Annotated in this window: 15 protein-coding genes; 8 read left to right on the plus strand and 7 right to left on the minus strand. The window is 50.6% G+C overall.

What is annotated here, in order from left to right:
* Window positions 1-15: 15 nt before the first annotated feature.
* The 3 genes from H6F93_RS23215 to treY all read left to right on the plus strand — a co-directional run bounded on the left by H6F93_RS23215 (window position 16) and on the right by treY (window position 5,117).
* Window positions 16-249: a hypothetical protein gene (locus tag H6F93_RS23215; RefSeq protein WP_190685975.1), complete on the plus strand. Its 234-nt coding sequence runs from the start codon at window positions 16-18 to the stop codon at window positions 247-249.
* 132 nt (window positions 250-381) lie between these two features.
* Entirely contained in the window at window positions 382-2,205 is a 1,824-nt protein-coding gene (gene treZ / locus H6F93_RS23220; protein ID WP_190685979.1) for a malto-oligosyltrehalose trehalohydrolase, read from the plus strand.
* Between the two features lie 119 nt (window positions 2,206-2,324).
* Window positions 2,325-5,117, plus strand: a complete 2,793-nt coding sequence (gene treY, locus H6F93_RS23225; RefSeq protein WP_190685982.1) for a malto-oligosyltrehalose synthase — start codon at window positions 2,325-2,327, stop codon at window positions 5,115-5,117.
* Here treY and H6F93_RS23230 read toward each other — a convergent pair.
* On the minus strand, window positions 5,083-5,322 hold the full coding sequence (locus H6F93_RS23230) for a hypothetical protein (RefSeq protein WP_190685987.1): 240 nt from the start codon (window positions 5,320-5,322) through the stop codon (window positions 5,083-5,085). The two genes, treY and H6F93_RS23230, sit on opposite strands and share 35 nt — an antisense overlap.
* 12 nt (window positions 5,323-5,334) lie before the next feature.
* Here H6F93_RS23230 and H6F93_RS23235 point away from each other — a divergent pair, with 12 nt between their 5' ends.
* Window positions 5,335-5,562, plus strand: a complete 228-nt coding sequence (locus H6F93_RS23235) for a hypothetical protein (protein ID WP_190685990.1) — start codon at window positions 5,335-5,337, stop codon at window positions 5,560-5,562.
* A gap of 190 nt (window positions 5,563-5,752) precedes the next feature.
* The gene (locus tag H6F93_RS33490; RefSeq protein WP_242043587.1) at window positions 5,753-5,998 is read left to right on the plus strand and encodes a hypothetical protein; all 246 of its coding nucleotides are present in this window, start codon (window positions 5,753-5,755) and stop codon (window positions 5,996-5,998) included.
* 92 nt (window positions 5,999-6,090) lie between these two features.
* Here the strand turns inward: H6F93_RS33490 and H6F93_RS23245 are convergent, their stop codons facing one another.
* Both H6F93_RS23245 and H6F93_RS23250 read right to left on the minus strand, forming a co-directional pair.
* Window positions 6,091-8,028, minus strand: a complete 1,938-nt coding sequence (locus H6F93_RS23245; RefSeq protein WP_190685996.1) for a WD40 repeat domain-containing protein — start codon at window positions 8,026-8,028, stop codon at window positions 6,091-6,093.
* A gap of 14 nt (window positions 8,029-8,042) precedes the next feature.
* Window positions 8,043-10,427: a WD40 repeat domain-containing protein gene (locus H6F93_RS23250; protein ID WP_190686000.1), complete on the minus strand. Its 2,385-nt coding sequence runs from the start codon at window positions 10,425-10,427 to the stop codon at window positions 8,043-8,045.
* 509 nt (window positions 10,428-10,936) lie between these two features.
* Here H6F93_RS23250 and H6F93_RS23255 point away from each other — a divergent pair.
* Entirely contained in the window at window positions 10,937-11,854 is a 918-nt protein-coding gene (locus H6F93_RS23255) for an alpha/beta fold hydrolase (protein WP_190686002.1), read from the plus strand.
* Here the strand turns inward: H6F93_RS23255 and H6F93_RS23260 are convergent.
* Entirely contained in the window at window positions 11,829-13,394 is a 1,566-nt protein-coding gene (locus tag H6F93_RS23260) for an AAA-like domain-containing protein (RefSeq protein WP_190686006.1), read from the minus strand. The genes H6F93_RS23255 and H6F93_RS23260 overlap by 26 nt on opposite strands.
* 141 nt (window positions 13,395-13,535) lie before the next feature.
* On the opposite strand from H6F93_RS23260, the gene ilvD reads away from it, so the two are divergent.
* A complete protein-coding gene (gene ilvD, locus H6F93_RS23265) occupies window positions 13,536-15,380 on the plus strand; it encodes a dihydroxy-acid dehydratase (protein WP_190641105.1) in 1,845 nt (614 codons plus the stop codon).
* Window positions 15,381-15,641: 261 nt separating this feature from the next.
* The gene (locus H6F93_RS23270) at window positions 15,642-15,977 is read left to right on the plus strand and encodes a hypothetical protein (RefSeq protein ID WP_190686009.1); all 336 of its coding nucleotides are present in this window, start codon (window positions 15,642-15,644) and stop codon (window positions 15,975-15,977) included.
* On the opposite strand, the gene H6F93_RS23275 is transcribed toward H6F93_RS23270, so the two are convergent.
* From H6F93_RS23275 to H6F93_RS23285, 3 genes are all read right to left on the minus strand, one after another.
* Window positions 15,978-16,760 (minus strand): peroxiredoxin-like family protein, encoded by a 783-nt coding sequence (locus H6F93_RS23275; RefSeq protein ID WP_190686012.1) that lies wholly within the window; start codon window positions 16,758-16,760, stop codon window positions 15,978-15,980.
* 35 nt (window positions 16,761-16,795) lie between these two features.
* Complete coding sequence (locus H6F93_RS23280; RefSeq protein ID WP_190686015.1) at window positions 16,796-17,887, minus strand: App1 family protein phosphatidate phosphatase; 1,092 nt, start codon at window positions 17,885-17,887, stop codon at window positions 16,796-16,798.
* A 101-nt stretch (window positions 17,888-17,988) separates the two neighbouring features.
* Window positions 17,989-18,840 (minus strand): DUF3891 family protein, encoded by an 852-nt coding sequence (locus H6F93_RS23285; RefSeq protein WP_206755765.1) that lies wholly within the window; start codon window positions 18,838-18,840, stop codon window positions 17,989-17,991.
* Window positions 18,841-19,119: the final 279 nt, after the last annotated feature.

A 19,119-nucleotide genomic window follows, 5' to 3' on the forward strand; every position in this document is an offset into this window, starting at 1 on the left:
ATGCTGTAAGATTCAATGCTGAACCTCTACACATCACCTCTTGAACCTCAGAGCATCGTCCACAAATCTCAGAACATCACGGGTGAACTTTGGGGCATCACTGATGAACCTCAAAGCATCAAGCTTAATTCTCAGAACATTGCTGATGAACCTCAGAACATCAAGCCTGATTCCCAAAACATCGTTGATGAACCTCAGAACACCAAGCTTAATGTGTTGGGTTCCGCTCTGCCTCACCCAACCTACTAGAGCTTCTAGATGGCAATGAGTAACTCAGCCTAGCCCCTAGCCCCCTACTAAGAGATACATCCTACGACAGTTTTACCTTCGCCCAAAAGCATCTATTTTCAGGAGGACGCGTTCAGACAAGGGGGATCTGCGGTGAAGATTGGCGCTCGTTACCTGGATGGAAATCGTTGTGAATTCACGCTTTGGGCACCTTTGCTAGATCAGGTAGCGGTGAAGCTAGTTGCCCCCACAGAAAAACTGTTGCCAATGCAGCCCGGTGAGCATGGCTACTGGAAGGTCACGGCTGAGGACGTTCAGCCCGGAACTCGTTACTTCTATGATTTAGGGGAATTCGATCGCCCCGATCCGGCTTCTCAGTTTCAGCCGGAAGGTGTACATGGCCCGACAGAAGTGGTTGACCATCAAGCGTTTAGCTGGACAGATCAAGATTGGTCAGGGATTCCGCTGGATGAAATGGTGATCTATGAACTGCACGTTGGCACGTTCACACCAGAGGGTACTTTTGAGGCGATCGCTTCTCGCCTTAGCGAACTGCGAGAGTTAGGCATCAATGCGATCGAAATTATGCCCGTTGCTCAGTTTCCCGGTAGCCGCAACTGGGGCTATGACGGCGTGTATCCCTTTGCGGTGCAAGACTCCTATGGTGGTCCAGACGGTCTAAAGCAGTTAATTAACACGTGTCACCAAGAAGGATTTGCTGTCATCTTGGACGTGGTTTATAACCACTTTGGTCCCGAAGGAAACTACACCAGCAGCTTTGCGCCCTTCTTCACTGAAACTTACAAAACACCCTGGGGCAGCGCGATTAACTTCGATGATGCGCATAGCGAAGGGGTGAGAAATTACTTCATTGAGAATGCGCTTTACTGGTTTGAGCAATTTCATTTTGATGCGCTGCGGCTGGATGCGATTCACGCAATCTACGACTTAGGGGCAAAACATTTCCTCAAGGAATTAGCCGATGATGTAGCCGCTCTATCCAAACAAGTAGGGCGCAAGTTTTACCTGATTGCGGAAAGTGATTTGAATGATGTGCGCGTGATTCGCGAACCTGAAGTTGGTGGTCACGGCATGGATGCCCAGTGGAGCGATGACTTTCATCACTGTTTGCATACCTTGTTAACAGGAGAGCAAATCGGCTATTACCAGGATTTTGGTACCTGTGAACAGTTGGCAAAGGCATACAAAAATAGCTTTGTTTATGACTGGCAATATGCTGCTGAACGCAAACGTTATCACGGCAGCGATGCAAGCGATCGCCCCGGCTATCAGTTTGTGATTTGCACCCAAAATCATGACCAGGTTGGGAATCGGATGTTGGGCGATCGCCTCTCTACCCTGGTTTCCTTTGAAGCGTTAAAACTGGCGGCAGGTGCCCTATTGCTGTCCCCAAACATTCCGATGCTGTTTATGGGTGAAGAGTACGGCGAGGAATCTCCTTTCCTGTATTTTGTGAGCCACACTGATCCAGACCTGGTTGAGGCCGTCAGAGAAGGCAGAAAACGGGAATTCTCGGCATTCCATTTAGAAGGAGAATACTCCGATCCTCAAAGTCCTGAAACCTTTAAGCAATCTCAGTTGAAATGGGAGCAGCAAAAGGAAGGAAAGCACAAAGCCTTACGGGATCTTTATCAACATCTAATTCATCTACGCCGCACTATTCCTGCACTAAAGAACCTCGATAAACAAAACTTAGAAGCTACGGTGCAAGAGGAAAACAAGCTACTGCTTTTACATCGCTGGCAGGATAGCAGCAAGCTATTTTGCATTCTGAACTTCAACAATGAAACGGTAGGTTTTAATACAGATTTACCCAATGGCAATTGGCAAAAAATCTTAGACTCTGCTGATCAAAAGTGGATGGGTTCGGGTGTGTCTTTGCCAGATAGTTTGGCATCTAAATCTGATTCATCGTTAACGATCCCAGCTCAAAGTTTTGCCGTTTATCAGGCTTAAACAGATTGGGGTGAAGTGTCAGATCTGTGACTTTTTGAAGGAGTCGCAGATCTAAAATCCTAAATCTATTGATGTTCAACCTAGCGTTAAGTTCAAACTTATCTCTTCCTAACCTAAAAATGAGAATTCCAGCCTCTACTTACCGAATTCAATTTCATGCAGGATTTCCCTTTGAGGCAGCAAAACAGATTGTTGCTTATTTAGCAGATCTTGGAATTTCTGACCTCTATGCTTCGCCTATTTTCAAAGCTAGAGCAGGCAGTACTCACGGTTACGATATTGTTGACCCAACGCAAATTAACCCCGAACTGGGTACACAGGAAGAATTTGAGACGCTAGTTGACGAACTTCAAAAGCATGAGATAGGTTGGCTTCAGGACATTGTGCCCAATCACATGGCCTACGACACTCAAAACAAGCTTTTGATGGATGTCCTGGAGAATGGTCCTGACTCTGAATCTTTTGATTTCTTTGATATTGAATGGAACCATTCCTACGAAGACATTCGAGGACGGGTACTTGCACCGCTGCTAGGAAACTTTTACGGGCGATGCTTGGAAAACGGTGAGATTCAGCTTGGCTACGATGAAACAGGTTTGACCGTTAATTATTACAGCTTAAAATTACCCGTTCGAGTTGAATCTTACGCTCGATTTATTACACAGAATTTAGGTGGATTGGCGCGATCGCTGGGTAGACATCATCCTGATTTTGTCAAACTGCTCGGCATTCTCTACATTGTCAAAAATATTCCAACTGAAGCAAAAGGCAAAGAGCGTTACGACCAAGTTGAATTTGTCAAACGCTTGCTCTGGGAACTCTACAATCAAAATCAGGACGTTAAAGAATTTGTAAATAGCAACGTAGAATTCTTTAATGGGCAAAAAGGAAATCCCGAAAGCTTCAATCCGCTCGATCATTTACTGTCTGAACAGTTTTATCGTCTTGCTTTTTGGAAAGTGGGCGCAGAAGAAATTAACTACCGCAGATTCTTTACCGTCAACGAGTTGATTTCTCTAAAAGTTGAAGAGCCCAAAGTGTTTCACAAGACCCATTCCCTGATTGGTCAATTAGTCGAAGAGGGAAAGATTACCGGACTCCGAATCGACCACATTGATGGATTGTACGATCCAGGTCAATATCTGGAGCGGCTCAGAGAAAAGATGGGTGATGTTTACATCACGGTTGAGAAAATTCTTGAACTTGAAGAAGATTTGTCTGACATCTGGCCGATTGAGGGAACCAGCGGTTATGACTTCATGAACTACGTCAATGGCGTGTTTTGTCGGCGTGAAACAGAGCAGCGATTGCAGAAAATCTATACTCGATTCACTGAATCCAATCAGCCCTACAAGCAACTCGTTGTCGAGAAAAAGAAACTAATTATCGAGAGAAACTTAGCTGGAGATTTGGAGAATCTAGCGCTGAGTTTAAAGCGAGTTGCAGGGCAAACTCGGCAAGGCAGCGACTTTACCTTAAACGGACTGCAAAGGGCATTGGTAGAAGTGTTGGCACTGTTTCCGGTGTATCGAACCTATATTAATCCTCAAGGACTCACGGAGTCAGATCGAAAGCAGGTCAATCAGGTGATTGAAGCAGCCAAAGAAAATGTTCCTTTGTTGCCCAATGAACTGGACTTTATTAGAAAACTGTTGCTGTTAGAGTATGACGAATTTCTTACTCAAGCTCAACAAGAAGAGTGGCTACATTTTGTCATGAGATTCCAGCAGTTAACTGGACCACTCATGGCAAAAGGGGTTGAAGATACGCTGCTATATGTTTACAGCCGTTTGTTATCCCTGAATGAAGTGGGTGGAAATCCGGGGCAGTTTGGTATTTCGCTACCTGCATTTCATGAGTTTAATCAACGCAGAAATGAGTACTGGAAGCATTCTATGAGTGCTACAGCGACTCATGATACAAAGCGGGGTGAAGATATGCGATCGCGCCTCAACATCATTTCTGAGATCCCCGAAGAGTGGGAACGACAGGCGATGCGCTGGAGTGAGATCAACCAGTCGAAGAAGCTGCAAACTGACGAGAGAGTGATTCCTAGTGCGAATGATGAGTATTTTCTCTATCAAACGCTGTTAGGGGCTTTCCCGTTTGATCAGAATAGCGATCGCGCTACCTTCACAACTCGCATCAAGGATTATGTGATCAAAGCAGTGAGAGAAGCTAAAGTTCACACAGCCTGGCTGCGTCCTGATTCGGAGTACGAGGAGGGCTATCTGAAATTTGTCGAACAGGTTTTAGATCCGGATAAAGGAAATGACTTTTTGCAGGAGTTCTTGCCTTTCCAGAAGCAGATTGCAGATTACGGCATTTTCAATTCTCTTTCCCAAGTTTTGCTCAAAAATACGGCTCCTGGTGTGCCCGATTTATATCAGGGAACCGAATTTTGGGATCTAAGTTTGGTTGATCCGGATAACCGCCGTCCGGTTGACTACGACCAGCGAATCTCTTGCCTGCACGAGCTGAAAACTGGAATTGAAAAAGACAGTCTGTCACTCATCAACAGTTTGCTTGAGACGAGAACAGACGGTCGGATCAAACTATTCCTAACCTTCAAAGTTCTGCAAGCCAGAAAGGTACATCGGACACTGTTTGAGCAAGGAGATTATCAGCCGCTAACCGTCACTGGTAAATTCAAAGACCACGTCATCGCCTTTGCCCGCAGCTTTGAAGGGAAGACAGCGATCGCCATTGCCCCCCGCTTCCTCACCGGCTTGATCGAAGCAGGTCAATTGCCATTAGGCGAACAAATTTGGGCGGATACTGCCATTGAACTGCCTGCTGGATTTGCTTCCACTTGGAAAGACGTAATTTCTGATCAACCCCTGCAAGCGAACGGTAGCTTATCCATTGGTGATGCTCTCAAACATCTCCCTGTCGCGCTGCTGATTGGTTGAACTTCGCGGTTTCAATCGTAATGGCTTCTGGCGATCGCCCCTGTTGCTGTGCCAGGGTTAACACTTTTTCAATGAGTGTGGATTCGGGTTGCCAGTTACAGCGGGTTTCATTTGGGTGAACCACAATCTTTTGTAAGGGCGAACGTCCATTCGCCCCTACGATGTGGCAGACCCATCTGAGAACTGCTGTAAGTGCAGTAGCCATTGCTTTACCTGCTTGAAACGTTCTTTGATTTTAGTACGGGAAGATAAGCAGGAACGGAGGAATCGAGGGGAGTCGCTCCATTGCTTGACGACAGGCTACTCTTCCAGATATGCTGTCACGCTAAGGTTGGCTTTTTTACTCAGCAACCCCACGACACCCAAAGATCTAGCGCCGCTCAAAGCTGTTGACACCAGCAATGAGCGACTGACCCCCAAACTGTGGTACCAGTCTGGCGGCTAATGGTGAATTTTAACACTCCCTTAGCCACCCCGACTTGTCATGTCAAAACAGCGTTGCGAACCCTTCAGGACATGAAAGTGAAAGTTTTAAACTCACTTTTAGTTCTCTCACTCACGGTTGCAACGTGTGAATGAGTGCGGGGTGGCTAGGTTTTTGGGGTTTCCTGATAAACCCTAAGGAGTTACAACTCATGTCTCAATGTTCTTCAGAATTTCCCAAGTCTACCGTTGGGAGAGAAATTGCTGCTCTGCAAAACCCTGATCGTGAACGCCTGCGAGTTTTGATTATTGGCTCTCGTGAGGGCGTGATTGAAACGATTCACGACCTGTATCATTGCAGCTTTGCCGAGCCTGGTGCCTGGAGTCCGCTTTTACCTGCTCCCGGCTCTGGTGAAGTGATGAGTATTTTGACCCGCGATCGCAGAAGAGGAGATTAAGGGAAAGAGAGGGAGGGGCGATCGCCCTCTGGGTTGAGGGTAGGTGGTAGGTAGTAGGTAGGGATGTACGTCTTCCCCCCATCTACCACCTACTACCTACTACCCCCACACACCTCCAACCGCTCCTCTGGATTCACCCTAAAATATCCCTCCAGCCGCTCACACCCCTGCGCCAGCAAATCATCTAGACCATTATCGATGGGCCAGAGGCGAATATAGCCATCGCCAGAAACCGTCATCAGCCGCTGCCCATTGGGGCTAAAGCCCAGCGATAGACTTCTATTAGAGTTTTGATTGATGGTAGAGCCTGTAAACTCGGCTAGCAGATTGCCCGCCAGGTCGTAGACCTGACTGATATCTTCATCTTGCAAAGAAGTCACCAGGCGTTGCCCATCCTCGCTAAAGTCTTGGAACACTCCCTGAAGTGGGGGGGTAAGCTCGTTGCCCGATAGGTCGTAGAGGCGAGAGGTGCGGTCTTCACCGGAGTAAATCACCAGGCGTTGTCCATCTGAGCTAAAGCCACGGAACCGTCCCTGAAAGTTGGCAAGCTCGTTGCCCAACAGGTCGTACAGGCGAGAGGTGGCGGCTTCATTGGAGTAAATCACCAGGCGTTGTCCATCTGAGCTAAAGTCTTGGAACTCTCCCTGGAAGTTGGCAAGCTCGTTGCCCAATAGGTCATACAGACGAGAGGTGTTGTCTTCATTGGAGTAGCTCACTAGGCGTTGCCCATCTGAGCTAAAGCCAATAAACGCTCCTTGGAAGCTGGCAAGCTCGTTGCCCGATAGGTCGTAGAGGCGAGAGATGTTGTCCCCATAAAAGTAGCTCACCAGGCGTTGCCCATCTGAGCTAAAGCTACGGAACCGTCCCTGGAAGCTAGCAAGCTCGTTGCCCGATAGGTCATACAGGTGAGAGGTGTCGTCTTCACCGGAGTGGCTCACTAGGCGTTGCCCGTCTGGGCTAAAGTCTTGGAACCCTCCCTGGAAGTTGGCAAGCTCGTTGCCCGATAGGTCGTAGAGGCGAGAGGTGTCGTCTTCATCGGAGTAGCTCACCAGGCGTTGCCCGTCCTTGCTAAAGTCGAGGAACCCTCCCTGGAAGTTGGCAAGCTCGTTGCCCGATAGGTCATACAGGCGAGAGGTGTCGTCTTCATCGGAGTAGCTCACCAGGCGTTGCCCATCTGAGCTAAAGTCGATGAACTCTCCCTGGAAGTTGGCAAGCTCGTTGCCCGATAGGTCATACAGGCGAGAGGTGGCGGCTTCATTGGAGTAAATCACCAGGCGTTGCCCGTCCTTGCTAAAGCCACGGAACCGTCCCTGAAAGTTGGCAAGCTCGTTGCCCGATAGGTCATACAGGTAAGAGGTGTCGTCTTCATCGGAGTAGCTCACTAGGCGTTGCCCGTTTGGGCTAAACCGAACGCTAAAGGCTTGAAAATCACTTAACAAGCGACTGGATAAGTTGTACAAACGATTAGAAGTAGCTAAGCGTTGCCCATCTGAGCTAAAGTCTTGGAACTCTCCCTGGAAGCTAGCAAGCTCATTGCCCGATAGGTCGTAGAGGCGAGAGGTGCGGTCTTCACCGGAGTAAATCACCAGGCGTTGTCCATCTGAGCTAAAGCCACGGAACCGTCCCTGAAAGTTGGCAAGCTCGTTGCCCGATAGGTCATACAGACGATAGGTGTCGTCTTCATCGGAGTAGCTCACTAGGCGTTGTCCATCTAAGCTAAAGTCGATGAACTCTCCCTGGAAGTTGGCAAGCTCGTTGCCCAATAGGTCATACAGACGAGAGGTGTTGTCTTCATTGGAGTAGCTCACTAGGCGTTGCCCATCTGAGCTAAAGCCAATAAACGCTCCCTGGAAGCTGGCAAGCTCGTTGCCCGATAGGTCGTAGAGGCGAGAGATGTTGTCCCCATAAAAGTAGCTCACCAGGCGTTGCCCATCTGAGCTAAAGCTACGGAACCGTCCCTGGAAGCTGGCAAGCTCGTTGCCCGATAGGTCATACAGACGATAGGTGTCGTCTTCATCGGAGTAGCTCACTAGGCGTTGTCCATCTAAGCTAAAGTCTTGGAACACTCCCTGAAGTGGGTAAGCTCGTTGCCCGATAGGTCGTAGAGGCGAGAGGTGGCGGCTTCATCGGAGTAGCTCACCAGGCGTTGCCCGTCCTTGCTAAAGCCGATGAACTCTCCCTGGAAGTTGACAAGCTCGTTGCCCGATAGGTCATACAGGCGAGAGGTGTCGTCTTCATCGGAGTAGCTCACCAGGCGTTGCCCATCTGAGCTAAAGTCGATGAACTCTCCCTGGAAGTTGGCAAGCTCGTTGCCCGATAGGTCATACAGGTAAGAGGTGTCGTCTTCACCGGAGTAGCTCACTAGGCGTTGTCCATCTGAGCTAAAGCCACGGAACCGTCCCTGGAAGCTCCACTCCTCTAAAACGCTATTGACTGCACTTCTGAGTGCCAGCATGGGACTGATGGCAGGGTAGTCTTCCAGCAGCAGCGTATTAGTTGTCACTGGGTTAGGGCTAGACTGTATCAGGTTCTTCAACTCTTGCCCCAGTTCCATTGCTTGCAGCAGTGTACTGATTTCAGTAAACCGTACAGGCTGATATCGGAGTAGAGCAGTGCCGCGTCGTTCTAGCTGTCCGGCGATGAGTGCCTGTTCTCGCGCTAGTTCAGCGGCAGCGGCTTGCTCTGTAGCTTGCCGTTGTTCTGCTCTGGCGGTGGCTTCAGCAGTCTGGGCGGTTTGCTGCTGCTGTCTAGCGCTGGCGGCGGCAGATTGGGCGGCGGTCTGCTCTGCTCTAGCTTGCTGGGCGGCGGTCTGAGCTTGCCTCACCTGGCGGTTAGCTAGGCGGGTGCTGCGTTTGGCTTCGCGGTCAATTCTGGTGCTTTCCGCTTTGGCAAACTCTACTTCTTGAGTGGCTTGCTGCATTTCTTGGTCAGCGACTTCAGCGATGGCTTCGGCTACCTCCTGCTGCTGTTTTGCCTGCTCAATCTCAGCGCTAGCATCTCGCAGAGAAAACCCTGCCCACACGACGATCGCCAATGCCACTGCCGAAATCCCCGCCAGCCCAATCACCCCTCGCCGAATCGTCCGCTTTGCCCGCTGCTCTGCCTCCTTGAGAATCTGGTTGGCCTGCCGTTCTGCCGCCAGCGCCACCTGCACCTCCTGCATATCCCGTTCGCGGCTGGCCGTGAGAAACAGGAAGTCTTGCTGGCTGAGGTTCTTGTCAGCCGCCCAGCGCTGGGCATCCACAAGCGCCTGTCCCCGCAGCAGGCGCGACTCGTCTTGCTGGTCGCTGGCAAGCCAGGCAGCGATCGCCTCCCCGTAGGGTCGCAGATGCCCCAGTTCCTTTTCCGTCCAGCCCAGGTCAAACACAGTAGCGTAGATCCGGTTATAGATCTTGAGCTTGCCCTGGTGTTCATAGGCCATTCCAGTGAGGCGTAGCTCTAGCTGGTCGGGGCTGTCGTCTGCATCCAGTTCGCCCTGCCGCAAAATTTGCTGATGCAGCCCCAGCAGCCGACTGGCACGGCGTTCGTCACGGAGGATGCGATCGCGGATGGTTCTTAAATGCTCCGGTTCGTCCTGCGATTCCCAGTTTTCGATCACGTGCGATCGTACCAGCGCCTCTACCCAGACAAGCTCATTGCCAGGGGCGATCGAGTCAGGACGATTCAGCGCAAACTTACACAGCTTTTGGGTGAGAAACGGCTGTCCGCCCGTCCAGCTCAGAATGGCGCTGAGCAACGCTTCGGGATTGCCGGTCTTCTGCTCCAATCCCCGGATTAACGGCATTGCCTCTTGCAACTGGAAACCGCAGAGGGCGATCGCCCGCCCAATGTTAAAGGGAGTGCGGCTCTTGTCGCGAATCAGGTCAGAGGGAGTCGCCACACCCATCAGCGCAAACACCAGCCGCTTGTAGATGGGCTGATCGACCCGACGGTTATAGCAAGAGCGAATAAAGGCGAAGAAATCGTCAATCGGAAAATTCAGGCTGAGGACGCTGTCAATCTCATCCACAAAAATCACAATCTGCTGCGGCACCTCCACCAGCAGCACCTCTTCGACAAATTCGCCCAACCGCTGCACAGGCGTGAGAAATTCGCGATCGCGCAGCCAGCTTCGCAAGTCCAGCTTTTGCTTTAGCTCAAAACTGTTCACCAGGTTGCGAATCACGCCTGCATACCACTGGTGTGGAGTCACCTGTTGCCCCCCGATCGCCGTAATGTCGATCGCCGCACACTTCAGCCCATCCGCCTGGAGCCGCTTCATCGTCTGCACCCGCAGACTCGACTTTCCCATCTGCCGCGAGTTCAACACATAGCAAAACTCGCCAGCCTTTAAGCCGTCACACAAGTCCCGGTCTGCCTGTCGGGTGACATAGGTAGGTGCATCTGCGGGAAGACTGCCGCCAACTTGGTATTCGTAGGAGGGGGGCATAGGAGAGATGAGGGATGAGGGATGAGGACGGAAGAGGACGTTCTCGTTACAGGGCAGAGCCTTGTAATGCTGTTTCATACCAAACCCGTTGTGGAGTAGCGGTATCGATAGGGGCGAAGCATTCGGTCACAATCCCTGTCACTAAAGCACAATTCTTTTGCCGAATGCTTCGCCCGTACACTAAATCGTGGTTCTTTACGAAACGGATTCTGTATTAGAGGCTCTGCTTCTTGTGTTTTTCATACAGACTTGCACAAGGGTAATTTCGTCTTTGGATAAGAGTTTAATTTCTTTTTCCGCCACGGTAATAGATTGGATGGAAATGTTTGTACCATCATTTTTCACGCCTCATTCTTAAATTGAAACTTGACAACGGGGTGTTTAGTGCTGTTCTAAGTGAACTAATTGACTCAAGCTTGAGCGGATGGGAGCGATCGCCCCCAGAGAATTCATTGCACTGCCCTCGTGCTAGTGTTGAGCAAACTGTGCTCAGTATGGAGTGTCGTAATATGAGACTCTTCACACAAGCCTTTGATACCCTCAAAGTGCAAACGACTGGAGCGGAAATCCATTTAGTTCATAGTGGAACAGGCACTCCGCTGTTGCTGTTACATGGCTATCCTCAAACCCATGTCATGTGGCACAACGTTGCACCTCATTTAGCCCAACATTTCCACGTCATTTGCCCTGACCTACGCGGCTATGGAGACAGCTCCAAACCAATCACTACAGCCGATCACTTTCCCTATTCAAAGCGAGCAATGGCACGCGACTTGGTCGAAGTAATGGCTTATTTTGACCATCCAACCTTTTTTGTCGCAGGTCACGATCGTGGAGCCAGAGTCACACATCGCTTGGCACTCGACCATCCTGAGAAGGTTCTAAGAGCTTGCGTCATGGACATTGTCCCGACACACCACATGTACGCAACTACAGACCAGCACTTTGCAACCGGATACTATCATTGGTTTTTCCTAATTCAGCCCGATGGTTTGCCAGAGTGCTTGATCGGGGCTGACCCGGTCTACTACCTCACCGAAAAGTTAAAGCGGTGGAGTGCACCAGGCACTGTGTTCGCCGATGAAGCAATGGCTGAGTATGTGCGTTGCTTTAGTCAACCCGATGCCATTCATGCCTCGTGTGAAGACTATCGTGCGGCTGCCAGCATTGACCTTGAGCATGACCGACAAGACTTGACCCAGCAGATCCAGTGCCCACTGCTGGTGTTGTGGGGCGCGAAGGGGTTTGTGCATCGCACTTATGATGTTCCTGAGGTATGGCGCAAGTACGCTCAACAGGTCGAGAGCAAGACATTGGACTGCGGACATTTCTTACCAGAAGAGGCTCCTGATGCAGTGACCGAGGAGCTACTCCGGTTTTTTGGCACCTCCCACCTCCCGCCTACTTCCTCCGCAGGCGATCGCTAAAGTACCGTCGATACAAATCACAGCGGGGCTGTACATCGTTCCCTTTAAGGTGAACTAAGCCCATGCTGTGTAGCTGGAAAGCTTGCACCGATTCCAAGCGAACGGGATCAGGAGAGGCGATCGCCACTTTCACCGCTTTAGCCAATTCTGGGTGCTGTTCCAGGTTCCACAGGTGGCGGCGCAGGTGATCACCATAGAGTCCGGCTTCGGTAGGAGCCGATTGCAGCAGTTCGGTGAGGGAGGTTTCTCTGCGGGCAATTTGATAGAGCGCCACGCGAACCAGGTAAGGGTGTCCACCGACCATATTCATCAGTTGCTCAACCTGGTCGAGGCTCCAGTTCAGTCCGTGTCGCTTTGCCAGATCAAGCACCTGCGTGGGCGTGAATTCGGGTAGCTCAATCGGTAAGCCAACGTTAAAGGGCGACTGGTTGATGTTGAGCGGAATGTAGACCTCGGTGGAATGCACTACCACCAGCCGCAGTTTCTTCCACAGGTCGCGGCTTTTGGAGTCTTCGTGCCAGGCGCGCAGCAGCCCAAAAAAGTCAGCGGCAATTTCAGGATGCTGAAACACGCAGTCTACCTCGTCTAACCCCAACGCTAACGGACTGTTGATTTCAGTTAGCAGGTATTCCTCAAAGTAGGCGGTGCAATTGTCTTTGCTGCCAAAGATTTCGTCCCAGTAGTCGTTCAGGCGGTTGGGAAGCCGTAGTCTGCGTCCAATGCTGGCGCAAAACCAGCGCAAAAACTTATCCAAATCGGCAAAGACAGCGGTATCGGCAAGCTGAAAGCTGAGCGGCACGGTGAGGTAGTCCAGTTCCTTTGCCTGCTGCAAGATTCGCGACAGCAGGGAGGTCTTACCCATCTGACGCGGTGCTTTGATCCGAATCAGGGCACCAGAGCGGGCGATCGCCTCATAGCAGTCTGCCTCGATCGGCTCCCGTTCGACATAAAATACCGAGGCGAGATCAACCTGTCCACCGGGAAGTTCGGGTTCGGCGATGGGGAGGGGGGGAGAGTTGGCAGGGGGTAAAGGGTAGGAGGTCGGGAGGAGGGACTCAGGTTCTTCAGACTCAGCAGTGGGGGGTGGGGAAGAACCTGCTGCCAGGAGGGTAAGAATTTCTTGGAGAATTTTGGTGGTGTCAGCTTCGGTTTTCCACTCGCGCTGCTGGATGCGGTTGAGGTAGCCGCGCAGGTCGTAATTAAGCGGTGAGTCCCAGGGAAAGTTGACCCGGATGGGGAGAATTGCAGGTTTGTGTTGAGGATGGCGATCGCGCAATTCCTTTGCCCGCCTTACCTCTTCGGTCACCATCTCACTGGTTGCGGACTTGGGCGACAGCAACAGCAAAAAGTAATCCGCCCGCTCCAGTTCCTCATCTACTCGCTGTGCCCAGTTTTCTCCGAGCCGAATACTTTCTCCTGCCATAAATGACTCATATCCCGCCGCTTCCAGTGCTTCATAAAAGCGCTGGGCCAGGCTCATATCCGGGTCTTGGCTGCGATAGCTGATAAACAGCCGAATCGGTTTAGCAGTTGATGGCATGGGGGGCTGCTGTCTACTCGTAGTTGCACTGGAAATACAGCTAACTTTAGTACTAGTCCACGGAGTGCTCCTGTTTTTGCAAAAAGATTTAGGACTTAACCGTCTAGACTGTTTAAAAACCCTAGCTATATAGAATGCGCCATGCCGACCTATCGCTCCAAAACCACCACTCAGGGACGCAATATGGCCGGTGCCCGCGCGCTTTGGCGCGCCACCGGAATGCAAACTGAGGACTTCGAGAAGCCTATCATTGCAGTTGCCAATTCTTTTACCCAATTCGTGCCCGGACACGTTCACCTAAAGGATCTGGGTCAACTGGTGTGCCGTGAGATTGAAGCCGCTGGTGGTGTCGCCAAAGAATTTAACACGATCGCGGTGGATGATGGGATTGCGATGGGGCATGACGGAATGCTCTATAGTTTACCCTCACGCGAGATCATCGCTGATTCGGTCGAGTACATGGCCAATGCCCATTGTGCCGATGCTCTGGTTTGCATTTCCAACTGTGACAAGATCACTCCCGGTATGTTGATGGCAGCTTTGCGGCTCAACATTCCTGCTGTATTTGTCTCCGGTGGCCCAATGGAAGCGGGCAAAACCAAGCTCTCGGAAAACAAGTTGGACTTGGTAGACGCGATGGTGATTGCCGCAAATGACAGCGTCAGTGACGAAGTTGTCGAGGAATATGAGCGTTCTGCCTGCCCAACCTGTGGCTCTTGTTCTGGCATGTTCACTGCCAACTCGATGAACTGTCTCACTGAGGCGATTGGGCTTTCTCTACCTGGCAATGGCACCACGCTAGCGACCCATTTTGACCGCAAGGATCTGTTTATTAATGCTGCCCGCACCATCGTTAGCATTACTCGCCGCTACTACGAGCAGAATGACGAATCGGTGCTGCCTCGCTCGATCGCCAGTGTCAAAGCTTTTGAGAACGCTGTGGCGTTAGACGTGGCAATGGGCGGATCGACCAACACGATTCTGCACCTGCTGGCTGCTGTCCACGAAGCAGGGGTTGATTTCACGATGGCAGATATCGATCGCCTCTCGCGCAAGATTCCTCAACTCTGCAAGGTTGCTCCCAATACGCAAAAGTATCACATTGAGGATGTTCATCGGGCTGGCGGCATTCCTGGTATTCTCGGTGAGCTAGATCGGGCTGGGCTGCTCCACACGGACGTACCCACCGTTCACAGCCAAACGATGAAGGAAGCGCTCGATCGCTGGGACATCATGCGTACTGATGACGAAGCCGTCCACACCTTCTTCAAAGCTGGCCCGGCAGGCATTCCCACGCAGCAGGCGTTTAGCCAATCGACCCGCTGGCCCTCCCTGGACCCAGATCGGGAAAACGGCTGTATTCGCAGCATCGAGAACGCCTACAGCGCCGAGGGCGGACTCGCGGTGCTACACGGTAACTTGGCTGAGCGCGGCTGCATCGTCAAGACAGCAGGCGTAGACGAAAGCATTTTGGTCTTTGAAGGCAAGGCGCGTATTTATGAAAGCCAAGATGCCGCCGTCAACGGAATTCTTCGGGATGAGGTGCAGCCAGGCGATGTCGTGATTATTCGCTATGAAGGACCGCGCGGTGGTCCAGGAATGCAGGAAATGCTTTATCCTACCAGCTACCTCAAATCAAAGGGGCTGGGCAAAGCTTGTGCCTTGTTGACCGATGGACGCTTTTCTGGGGGTACCTCCGGACTCTCGATTGGTCATGCTTCTCCAGAAGCGGCAGCAGGCGGCAATATTGCGCTAGTGCAGGATGGCGATCGCATCCTCATCGACATTCCCAATCGCAGCATCAACGTAGATCTACCAGCGGAGGAATTAGCCAACCGTCGGGCAGCAATGGAAGCCAAAGGTAAGGATGCCTGGAAGCCTGAACAGCCCCGCAAACGGCGGGTCACAGCAGCGCTCAAAGCATATGCATTGCTGGCAACTAGCGCCGATCAAGGTGCGGTACGAAACCTGGAAATGCTTGAGTAAAGGGGATTGCCAGATCTGAGTCTGTTTTCAAGCGCGAAACCGAGAGCTCTCACGCTTGAAAACAGACCTCTTACAGCCATTTTCGGATAGGCGAGCCATAACGTAGGGGCAGTTCGCGAACTGCCCCTACAGGGATTTGTAGTTTATCCAAGTGGAAATTGCTGTGAAAACATGCCTATTGAGCAGAGCGCTAAAATTGAGACAGAGATAATAAACTCACTATTATCCCCGATGGTTCTCTTTCGCTTCAGGAGTCGGGATATGTTTAACCTAACGATTCAACACAACTGGTTGGGAATGGCGATCGCCACTATCCTGATTCCTACAGCTCTGACGCAACCCAGTTTCGCCTCTCCAGACTTGACTCAAATTAATGCTGCACTCAACTACCCAACCGCAGCAGAACGGTTTTTCAATGAGGGACAGCAGCAGTTTGAGCAAGAAGTTCAGAGACTAAGCGAGCCTTCAAACACGATTGAAGCACTTCAGATTGATGGGAACTTGCCAGATACATCTGAACAACAGCGCTTACAGCTTGAACAACCTGAAGGGCGATCGCAAGATAGGAGGCCTCCCTCACCATTAGACGGTTTGTAACTACTCTGAATTTATCTCAGTCAAGAGAAACGACAGCGGATCGCTCATGTTGGCAGCAAAACCTAGAATGCCTCGATCTCGATGTTCATAGAGTAAACTTCCATCGCGATCGAACAGAAACGTTCCTCCCCGTTGGGTCATATGAGCAGCATCGGGCACATAGGTTTTCCAATTTCCCAGAACCTCCGTCATGTTTCGCAATCGCAGAGTTGCCAACTCAAAAGGACGCTGAAACCCGGTTCCTCCAGCCAGTTTAAAGAATGAGCCTTTAAAGGCAGGTAGTGGAGCTGCTTTCACTGTCTCATTATCAGCGATCAGTTGGGGAGCATGGCGATCGCCCCGATAACCCCGAAACACCTCTGCAAGTGTGCCAGGACTGCCCACCCCGGCACACATCAGCATCAGGTTCAACCAGGCATTTTGGCTTGAGGAGAGCACAGGCAGTTTGAGCGATAGCCCGGAGTACAGACCGAGTTGACGATGCAGTTCGGCTGTGGGGTCAACAAACAGCCAGTCGGGAGAAAACCCGGTATAGGCACAGAACTTTTCCCCGGAGGGGCGATCGCCAATTCCCACGGCACGAACCGTTAGCTTTGCCTCCCGCAGCCGTTCTGCATCACGCTGCAACCACCAGGCATACTCAAGGCTATCAAAATCGCCCAGTTGAGGCAGTGCTAAAAACAGCAGGCGGTTAGATGAATCGCAACCGTCCAGAATGGGGACTTGCTGACCATCGCTGACCCGTTGCCGTTGAGTTTGCTTGAGAAGAGGGTAAGGATTCATAGCGGTAGAATGATACTGCCTATAGCGCTACACATTTAATTGCGGCTAATCCAATGATGTGTGATGGCATGATCTATCGCTACCTGGGTTTCAGGAAACACCACGAATTCACATCCTGTCTCTTTAACCTGATTGGCGATCGCCTCTAATTCACCTTGACGCTGGGAATCATTGGGGGTGACATCCCGAATATAGATAGCAAAGATGCGATCGGGGTGGTGTTTGACAAGTTGCTGATAGATCTCTGGATCTTTCTGTCCGCTATCGCCAATCAAAATAAAGGGTAAATGGGAGAAACAGTTTAGAATCGGCGTGATTTGCTCTATCTTGTGGCTCTCATGCTTAAACGACAGCAGGTTAGCAGGAGATAGTTCAATATCTCTCAACAAAATAGGTCCACGGGGAATGTGGTTAAAATCCATAAACTTCTCAAACAAGTCATACATATTCCAAGCACTGCTGGATACATAGAAAATAGGATTTCTGTGATCGTCGTTTTGTCCCTGTTGGAGAGCATGATAAAACTCCGCTACACCAGAAAACGGACGGCGGGTGTTTTCATTACCGAGATAGGCAATGCGGATCATTTTGAGCAGGTCGGTGGCTGCCGTTCGCATAATGGTGTCGTCAATGTCACTGATCACACCGAACTGAGCGCGTTCTGACACCACCATCACTTCACTGTTTACCCTGATTGGCTCTGAGTGCCGCGGGAGAGGTTCGAGCAGTTCTAGTGTGATAGGTTGCCAGAAGCGATCGGATTCAACCGGTTGATCGGATAACGCAAACGTGACTTGAAAGAAGCCTTCAGCATTAGTTAAAACGTCCTGTTGGGCTGCGCCAAAATAGGCTCGCACTCGCGCCTCCGCAACTTCGTCTGACTCAAATCGACGATACATATTGCGGAGATTTCTCCAGACTGATGCATTTTCTTCTCTCAGCTTAATGCCCTGATCTTGCAACACTCGTCCTCTTAGATGCAGGTTGTCGGGTGTGCCATATCCTCGATAAGGCATGATACATATTGGATCTTCTAACCCCAATGTGCCAGCAATCAGTCGCTTGGCTGCATTCGTGAGTTTATCAAGACGACTCATTGCAGCGGAGATCAGGCGGATACCATGCATCACTGCCCTCTTCTAACAACCGTCACCCTAGCAGTATGGCATGAAAGCTCCTCTTTTCTGATACCATTCCCTCTGGAGCTGCGTATTTAAAGCTCTATCCTTTATTCATCTGTATCACTACTTGGATAAAGGGTAGCGATAAGGGTAATCCAGGGAGCAGTTGTGAGGCGATCGCGCATCACTCGTTCATCCTGTGACTTTTCTTTGAGAATCCGTCCCTCAAATACAACAATGACTTCCTCAGTCTGAAAACACCAGGGCTTAAGGCTCAAGCGAGTTGGATCGTTTTGGATGGGAGTCAACACTAGTGTGACTTCTCCAGTAGCAGAAGGAACTTGTTCAAACTGTTTTTCTTTCGTCACACCCATACAGATTGCAAGAGACAATGCATCCCACGTTGCTACCAGTTTTTGATTGCGGGTAATGACTTCTGGCGTAACATACGCTTGGTAAGCTGGGTCTTGTTTCAACCGATCAATCAGATGTTGCTGAAATTCCTTCTCATTTTGCAAAAACGCTTCGACAATTTGGGTGGATGTGGGTGACTGTTTCCAATGAGTAAAGCGTTCGTATAACCCAGTGCCATGTAGAGATACCAAAAGTGCCGCGTAGCGTCCCATTGGCAGGGCAAGTTGTTTTGCTCCTGCCCATAATTTTGTATGTACTTCTGGAGCAACTTCCATGAAACTATGAGGATATCCTGTTTCAGGATTCAGGGTAGGAGTTGACTCCCAGGGAATCCAGCCAATGTCGTGCTGTTCTGCCCCCAAACAGACTGCTGCGTGAGGGGCAAAGGAACCGATCGCTGCATTTCCCCATACCTGAGCTAGTTGTCCCGCCACCCAGGCATGAGTGGGTTGAGTAATGCAAATCCGATTTTCGTCGATAGTACGATACAGCACGGCTGTCCCTGCTTGAACGCTTTCTACTATCAACACCATAAAGTGGAGCAAGGGAAGATGCCTTCCTGCTCTAGATTGACATTCAAGCTGATAAATAGTTCATGGCACCGCGCAGGTGAAATAGTGATACCCATTTAATTTAAGGATGTTGCAGATATGGTCAAGGCGCACTGCGCCTTTACAGAAATCGCTGTGTCACGAAATTTGTTTAAATCGGTCAGGACTTACGCAGATGTACTAAATGTGGTGGTCAGCTTAGCCCAATTTCATAGCAAGAGTGGGTGATTTGAGTTGCCCAATCAAATAGTGGGATAACAGTCTGCTCTTGAG

The organism is Leptolyngbya sp. FACHB-671 (assembly GCF_014695745.1).
Lineage (GTDB): Bacteria > Cyanobacteriota > Cyanobacteriia > Elainellales > Elainellaceae > JAAUTN01.

Excerpts from the sequence above, each read along its gene's own strand:
- H6F93_RS23280 (WP_190686015.1), bottom strand. The coding sequence starts at position 17,887 with ATGCATGGTATCCGCCTGATCTCCGCTGCAATGAGTCGTCTTGATAAA.
- treY (WP_190685982.1), top strand. The coding sequence starts at position 2,325 with ATGAGAATTCCAGCCTCTACTTACCGAATTCAATTTCATGCAGGATTT.
- H6F93_RS23270 (WP_190686009.1), top strand. The coding sequence starts at position 15,642 with ATGTTTAACCTAACGATTCAACACAACTGGTTGGGAATGGCGATCGCC.
- ilvD (WP_190641105.1), top strand. The coding sequence starts at position 13,536 with ATGCCGACCTATCGCTCCAAAACCACCACTCAGGGACGCAATATGGCC.
- H6F93_RS33490 (WP_242043587.1), top strand. The coding sequence starts at position 5,753 with ATGTCTCAATGTTCTTCAGAATTTCCCAAGTCTACCGTTGGGAGAGAA.
- H6F93_RS23250 (WP_190686000.1), bottom strand. The coding sequence starts at position 10,427 with ATGCCCCCCTCCTACGAATACCAAGTTGGCGGCAGTCTTCCCGCAGAT.
- H6F93_RS23255 (WP_190686002.1), top strand. The coding sequence starts at position 10,937 with ATGAGACTCTTCACACAAGCCTTTGATACCCTCAAAGTGCAAACGACT.
- H6F93_RS23230 (WP_190685987.1), bottom strand. The coding sequence starts at position 5,322 with ATGGCTACTGCACTTACAGCAGTTCTCAGATGGGTCTGCCACATCGTA.
- H6F93_RS23275 (WP_190686012.1), bottom strand. The coding sequence starts at position 16,760 with ATGAATCCTTACCCTCTTCTCAAGCAAACTCAACGGCAACGGGTCAGC.
- H6F93_RS23215 (WP_190685975.1), top strand. The coding sequence starts at position 16 with ATGCTGAACCTCTACACATCACCTCTTGAACCTCAGAGCATCGTCCAC.
- H6F93_RS23260 (WP_190686006.1), bottom strand. The coding sequence starts at position 13,394 with ATGCCATCAACTGCTAAACCGATTCGGCTGTTTATCAGCTATCGCAGC.